At 62.3% G+C, this 6,049-nt stretch carries 4 protein-coding genes; all 4 read left to right on the top strand.

The window, feature by feature from the left end; genetic code table 11:
• Nucleotides 1-89 precede the first annotated feature (89 nt).
• From KHO23_RS34710 to KHO23_RS34695, 4 genes are read left to right on the top strand one after another with little or no spacing between them, the layout of a single operon-like run.
• Nucleotides 90-1,538 (top strand): site-specific integrase, encoded by a 1,449-nt coding sequence (locus KHO23_RS34710; RefSeq protein ID WP_211617522.1) that lies wholly within the window; start codon nt 90-92, stop codon nt 1,536-1,538.
• Entirely contained in the window at nt 1,535-3,415 is a 1,881-nt protein-coding gene (locus KHO23_RS34705) for an integrase (protein WP_211617521.1), read from the top strand. Before KHO23_RS34710 ends, KHO23_RS34705 begins: the two co-directional genes overlap by 4 nt.
• A complete protein-coding gene (locus KHO23_RS34700; RefSeq protein WP_211617520.1) occupies nt 3,412-5,307 on the top strand; it encodes an integrase in 1,896 nt (631 codons plus the stop codon). Before KHO23_RS34705 ends, KHO23_RS34700 begins: the two co-directional genes overlap by 4 nt.
• Nucleotides 5,304-5,666 carry a hypothetical protein gene (locus tag KHO23_RS34695; protein ID WP_092582950.1) on the top strand — a complete coding sequence of 121 codons (363 nt, stop codon included), beginning with the start codon at nt 5,304-5,306 and terminating at the stop codon, nt 5,664-5,666. The genes KHO23_RS34700 and KHO23_RS34695 overlap by 4 nt, the downstream gene beginning before the upstream one ends.
• Nucleotides 5,667-6,049 lie beyond the last annotated feature (383 nt).

Below are 6,049 nucleotides of genomic sequence, written 5' to 3'. Positions count from 1 at the left end.
GCCTTATGCGCAAGTCGGTAACGATTCTCTAATACTCGCAGGCTGTGTTAAAGCGGACACCCGCACAAACACAGCAGAGGATCTGCACGATGACAGCAAGACGAACGACCATCCGGCAACTGCCGTTGACCGAGGTCGTTGACCGCGACACACCCGGCGCGACGCCGGTCAGTATCACCACTCCCGAGGGCGGCACCATCTATCACACGGTCCCGCTCGCAGACCCCGACACCGGCAAGCGACGCGACACCCGCCCGAAGTGGATCGCTGGCACCTTTCCTCTCTTTCCCGTTGTCCGACTTGCTGACGGCGCGCCGTGGGCTGAGGCGAACCTCTGGCTCATCGATATGATCGAGTCGAAGTCGTCGCCGAACATGCTGACGTTCGCCAGCATCGCTGACGACCTGGTAGCGTTCCGTCGTTATCTGGATGACGAGGGTATCGACTGGCTCGTCTTCCCTGTGAACAAGCGGCAACGTCCGACCTACCGATATAGCGGCTCGATCAAGCTGGCCGTGCAGGCCGGCGAGCTGTCTCCGGGCGTTGCCAGGCGTCGTATGGGCACCGTGGTGCGCTTTTATCGCTGGATGATGACCGAAGCAGGCTTTCGACCCACGAACGCGCCGTGGGTCGAATCTGATCGTTTCATTGAGTTCAAGGACCAGAAGGGCTTCAGCAGCGTGATCGAAGTCAAGACCACGGACCTGTCGATCAGTGGCCGGCGCGCAGAAGACCCGTGGGACGATCACATCCAGGACGGTGGTCGCCTGCGCCCGCTCCCCTCTGCCGAGCAGTCGGCGCTGCTTGAATCGTTAGCCACACTCGGCAACATCGAGATGACGCTCGTTCATCTGTTCGCGCTGTTGACAGGCGCCCGCATCCAGACGGTACTGACCGTGCGTGCGAAACACGTGATGCGCAAGCCTGACGGGTTTCACGGCGACGACATCCGTCTCGCCTGCGGGCCAGGTACCGGCATCGACACGAAGGGCGGTGTTAAGGGCGTGTTGCACGTTCCGCGCGGTTTCTATGAGCGGCTGTACATCTACGTGCACAGCAATCGTGCGCGCAAGCGCCGCCAGATGGCAGATGGCGGCGATCACTTCGACCAGGCGCTCTTTCTGAGCCATCGCGGTGCGCCGCTCTACGAGGATCGCGCGTCGCGCGACCCGCTCACCTCTGGCCCGCGCGTGCGCCGTCACGTCAAGACCGGGCAGGCCGTGCGCCAGTTCATCCGGGACGAACTGTTGCCCATGATGCGTGTGCGGCTCGACAACCCCAGGTACGAGTTCAGTTTCCACGACCTGCGCGCGACTTTCGGGCTGAACATGGTCGACGCGATGACGGCGAAGGGGACGAAGTACACCCGGGCGCTCGATCAGTTGCGGCAGTTGATGTGGCACGTCCGCCCATCTACAAGCGAGGCGTACCTCGGCTTCAGGGAGAACCGCAAGCTGTTCGACGCTGTACAGGACGGCTGGGGAGCGCACCTGTCGACGCTGGTCACGCGCACCCTCGACACTGTGGAGGCAGCATGAACCGCCTGTACGAGGAAGTTCGCATGCCGCTTGCGGAGGGCACAATACTGCTGCACCCGGAGCGCGCGCTGCTCCGGTGGGAAGGCGTGAACAGCCGTTCCGATATCGGCCAGATCTGCTACCTGACGCGCGACACGTCGAGCCCGCAGCGCACACGACGTACTTTCGACCATACGAGTTTCAGCAGCGAACGCGCCGGGGTAGTACGTCTGCTGGTGACGCAGCTTTCCGGGCGTATGACACTTGGCGCGAGGCGTCCGGTGACGATCTTCATGGATTTGCGCGTCGTGCTTGATTTCGTCAACTGGGCCGACAGCCAGGGCTTGCATCAGGTGCTCTGTGACGAGAAGGCCACCGCAGAGGCGGTTCATCGGTACTTCCGTGAGAGGCGCGAACAGGTCTCGCTAGGCAACCTGAACCGCAATTCCGTCGCCCACTATCAGCGCAGTCTGTTGTCGATGCTACGTGAGTTCTTCCGAAGCGACGACTTCTGCGCCGACGCGAGGGTGCTGCGCCACCAACAGGATGCCTGGGTGCCGACGGCTGTGCCTGACGCCGAGGCACAGGCCGCCCTGCTCGCGTGGGCCGACGCGCTCTTCAGCAGCATCAGCACGCTGGTGCTCGACTTCAAACCGTACCCCGTGCGCGTGACCACGGTGCGAGGTGAGCATCTTTGCCTCGTTCCGCACATCTACGGCCGTAGCGACGGCGACGACTCGCGCGGCCTGATCGGCTGGAATCTGGAGACAGGAGAGCCACGTACTCGCGAAGACATCACGAAGCGCATGGCCGAAACAGGGGCTAATACTCCGCATGAGAGTTCGAGGAGGATCGCCGGACTGACAGCTAAACATCTTGCGGCGGCGAACGCGGACGCGCAGTCGTCAATCCGACGCTCGCACGCTTCGATAGCGGCCTCTTGCTTCGCCGCGCTGTTTCTTGCCGAAACGGGCATCAACCTCGCGCAACTGCTAGCCATGAAGTGGAGTCCGGAGCTTGCCACGAGCCTGCAGGATGCGTCGGTTGCGCGTCAGAAGTTTCGTCAGGTCAAGTACCGGGCAGGCGGGAAGGAGATTACGTTCACCGTCTCGCTGGGCTTCATGCCGAAGCTCAGGGCGTATCTGGCGTTGCGCGAGTATCTGGTGCAGGACGCAGAGTGGGACGCGTTGTTCGTCGTCGTCGGGCATCATGCACAGCTGCGGCGGCTAACGGGTCTCTCAACCAAATTCCTGGAGCGGCTTTACCGTCGACTCGACACGCTCGGGATCGTGCTGCCGCGCATTGGCGCGCGTCAGTGGCGTGCGGCGAAGCAGGATTGGGCGGTGAGCAACCACGGCCCCGTCATCGCAGCCAGGCTGATGGGGCACTCGCTGGAGACGGCGCTGCGCTCGTACTCGAACGGCACGGATGCCGCGCACAAGGCTGAGATGGGGGCGTTCCTCGCTTCGGTCGAGAAGACCGTGCTGGGGCCAGGCAACGACCCGGCGGGCAGCATCGGGAGCGCAGTGGGCATCTGCATCGGATTCCACAAGCCTGCGCCGATCGCGGCTTCGGTCACGGTACAGCCTGACTGCCGCTCGACCGAAGGGTGTCTCTTCTGCGACCAGTACCGCGTGCACGCTGACGCGACCGACATCCGCAAGCTGCTGAGCTGCCGTCACTGCGTCAGACTCGTGTGCGGGCGTGCTGACTCGATCGAGCAGTACGACAGATCGTTCGGTGCGGTGCTGCGACGCGTTGACTTCCTGCTCGACGAACTGCGCAGGCGGGATGCCGCGCTGGTCGAACAGATCGAGCATGACGTTGATATTGAGGGGAATCTGGACGCTTTCTGGTCGGCCAAGCTCGACCAGCTTTACGAATTGGGAGTGGCATGAACAACACACTGATCGCGCCGACCGCTAAGCGGCCCGACTGGTATCGGGTCGAGGACGATACGGTCGTCACGCGCGACACGTCCGGGAACACTGTTTCGCTGTTTGGTGACGATACCTGGGACATCCGTGCGTACGCGGTTGGGCCACGCAGCACGCATCTCTATTTTAGGAGCCACTTGCCTGACGGCGTGAGTCGCGCGCTTTCAGAAGCAACCACGCGTCAATGGAAGCAGGTCATGTACTTTCTGATGCACGAAGCGACCGATATGGTACCGGCGTCCGGCACGCTTCAGGCTCGTTCAATCAACCTGAGGGAGTTCACGTTCTTTGCCGCCGCACGTCAACTTACGCTCTACGAGGGCCTGTCCAATGTCGCCGTTGTTCTGGACTATGCGGCGCAAGCCGGAATGGAGTCGAAGGCCCAACGCCTTCATTCGATTCTGGTGAAGCTTCACCGTCTGGGCGTCGAGACCACAGGGCTGCGCGTACCGCTGGTCCAATTACATAAGCCTCTGCTTAAACGCTGGGCGCAACACGCTGGATACTCGCAATACCCTGCCATCCCGACGCGGATCTACCAGCACTTCCTGTCGACCTGTCAGCATGACCTCGGCATCGCTGAAGACGTCGCTGATGTTCTGTCGGACCACCTCGCACGCGTATACGCTGGCGAGAGGCCTGGTGTCCCTTCAGAACTGGTAAGTACTGCCACGCACTTCAGGTGCGAGGACCCCCGTTACGTCGGGTCGTCGCTTGTGGCGTCGATCACCGCGCTATGTCAGCTTGTCATCCTGTCGTTCACCGGCATGCGCGCGGCAGAAGCAGAGACCCTGCCCTACAACTGCCTGAGCGAGTCCCGTCTGGATGGCGTGACGCACTACACCATCGAGGGCGTCACGACCAAACTGTCGGGCGGTCGTCCCAGGCGCGCGTGCTGGGTGACCAGCCCGCTCGCTGCCCGCGCTATCAGGCTCGCGCAACGCCTGTCGGGCGAGGCGCACCGTGCGCACGGCGCGCAAGGCTACGCCGAATCGACGGACGGTTCGCACCTGCTGTTCTGCCGGATGGGTCTGCCGATAGGCCCGCGTCATGGATACGTGGCAAACCGGGCGGCAAGTAAAGTAGCTAACTATATCGAAGCCTTTCGTGAGCGCGTCTTTCCGACGATCACATTCGAGGACATCGCCGAGCTGAAGCGTGTCGACATGCACCGCGCGTGGGAAGACGAGCCGAAGTACGCGCTCGGGCAGCAGTGGCCGTTCACCCGCCACCAGCTTCGCCGGAGCCTAGCCCTCTACGCCCATCGGAGCGGCCTCGTGACGCTACCTACGCTCAAACGTCAGCTGCAGCACCTCACGCACGAGATGAGCACCTACTATGCGCGCGGCTCGGCGTTCGCGAAGGGTTTCATCGACACCGACAAGCGCCACTTCGCGAAGGAATGGGCCGAGACGCAGGGCCTGTCCGGGTATCTCGCGTACGCCGAGCAGGTGCTGTTCGCTGACGAGCGGCTGTTCGGCGGGCACGCAGCGTGGACGCAGAGCCGTGCCGTGCAGGCCTCGCCTGTGTCGGTCTACTCGCGCGAGCAAACGATCAGAAAGTTCGAGAAGGGTGAACTCGCATATCGCGAGACGGTGCTGGGCGGCTGCGCCAGCGTCGAGCCCTGCAGGTCGACACCGCTCGACTGGATGCGTCTGGATTGTCTTGAATCGAACTGCCGTAATCTCATCGTCGTGCCGTCGAAGCTTCAGCGAGTGATCAAGGCGCAGCAGGCTACGGTCGGGAAGCTGCGCGCAGTTGATGAGACAAGCGTCGAATACCGTATCGAGGCACAGACGCTGCAACGACTGCTTGACGCGCAGGAGAAACTGATCAAACCGGAGGCAACATGAGCGACGCCATGACCGACTACTACGCCGCCCTTGAGCGGCTGAAGAAACGAAAAGGAGTGCGTATCAACAACGACACCGTGGCGATCGAGGCGGGCCGCAAGAAGGGCAGCATCAAGAAGTCACGCCCGCAGTTCACAGCACTGATTGACGCGATCGATGCAGCCAACGCGGTAGCCGGGCGCCCGAAGCTCGAACTGGCCGAGCGTCTGGACCGGGCGAAAGGCGACGCGAAGGATCTGCAGGCACAACTTGACGAGTCACTGGCTCGTGAGCTCGCACTGCTGCGTCAGGTGTTCAGCCTGCGCAAGGAACTGGCCGCGCTACGAGGCGGTAGCGTCCTGCCCCTGCACCCGCGCTAGATCGGGGCGGGCGTTTTCGCTCGAAACGGGCACTTGGGCTGCTTCATCTGCGTCGACCTGGTGCTCGCGAAGGTTCCCGCTACGGGTCACCCGGCGTAGTGACCCATCAAACGATCGTGGTTCTATGACACCGCTGAATGGGTCAAGGGCGGGCGAAGCCCGGCGAAGTGAACCCTTGACGCGCGATGGTTTGACACGCTCTGGCATGGTCGGACACCCGGCTTTATCGGGCTTCCGACCATGCGAAACCTGCGGTGAAAGATGGACACACAGACGGTCGACCTGTCCACTCTTTCGGTTGATCTGATGGACACTCCGCAGACTGCTGATTCCAGCATTTTCAAGGCTCCGGCTGATGTCCATTGTTTTTCTCTTGCGCGTAA

It is taken from the genome of Paraburkholderia haematera (assembly GCF_905220975.1).
GTDB classification, from domain to species: Bacteria; Pseudomonadota; Gammaproteobacteria; order Burkholderiales; family Burkholderiaceae; genus Paraburkholderia; species Paraburkholderia haematera.
This window is presented reverse-complemented; position numbering and strand designations above follow the sequence as displayed.

What these genes read in the sequence shown, in the direction of transcription:
- KHO23_RS34700 (WP_211617520.1), top strand. Translation starts at nt 3,412, where the DNA reads ATGAACAACACACTGATCGCGCCGACCGCTAAGCGGCCCGACTGGTAT.
- KHO23_RS34710 (WP_211617522.1), top strand. Translation starts at nt 90, where the DNA reads ATGACAGCAAGACGAACGACCATCCGGCAACTGCCGTTGACCGAGGTC.
- KHO23_RS34695 (WP_092582950.1), top strand. Translation starts at nt 5,304, where the DNA reads ATGAGCGACGCCATGACCGACTACTACGCCGCCCTTGAGCGGCTGAAG.
- KHO23_RS34705 (WP_211617521.1), top strand. Translation starts at nt 1,535, where the DNA reads ATGAACCGCCTGTACGAGGAAGTTCGCATGCCGCTTGCGGAGGGCACA.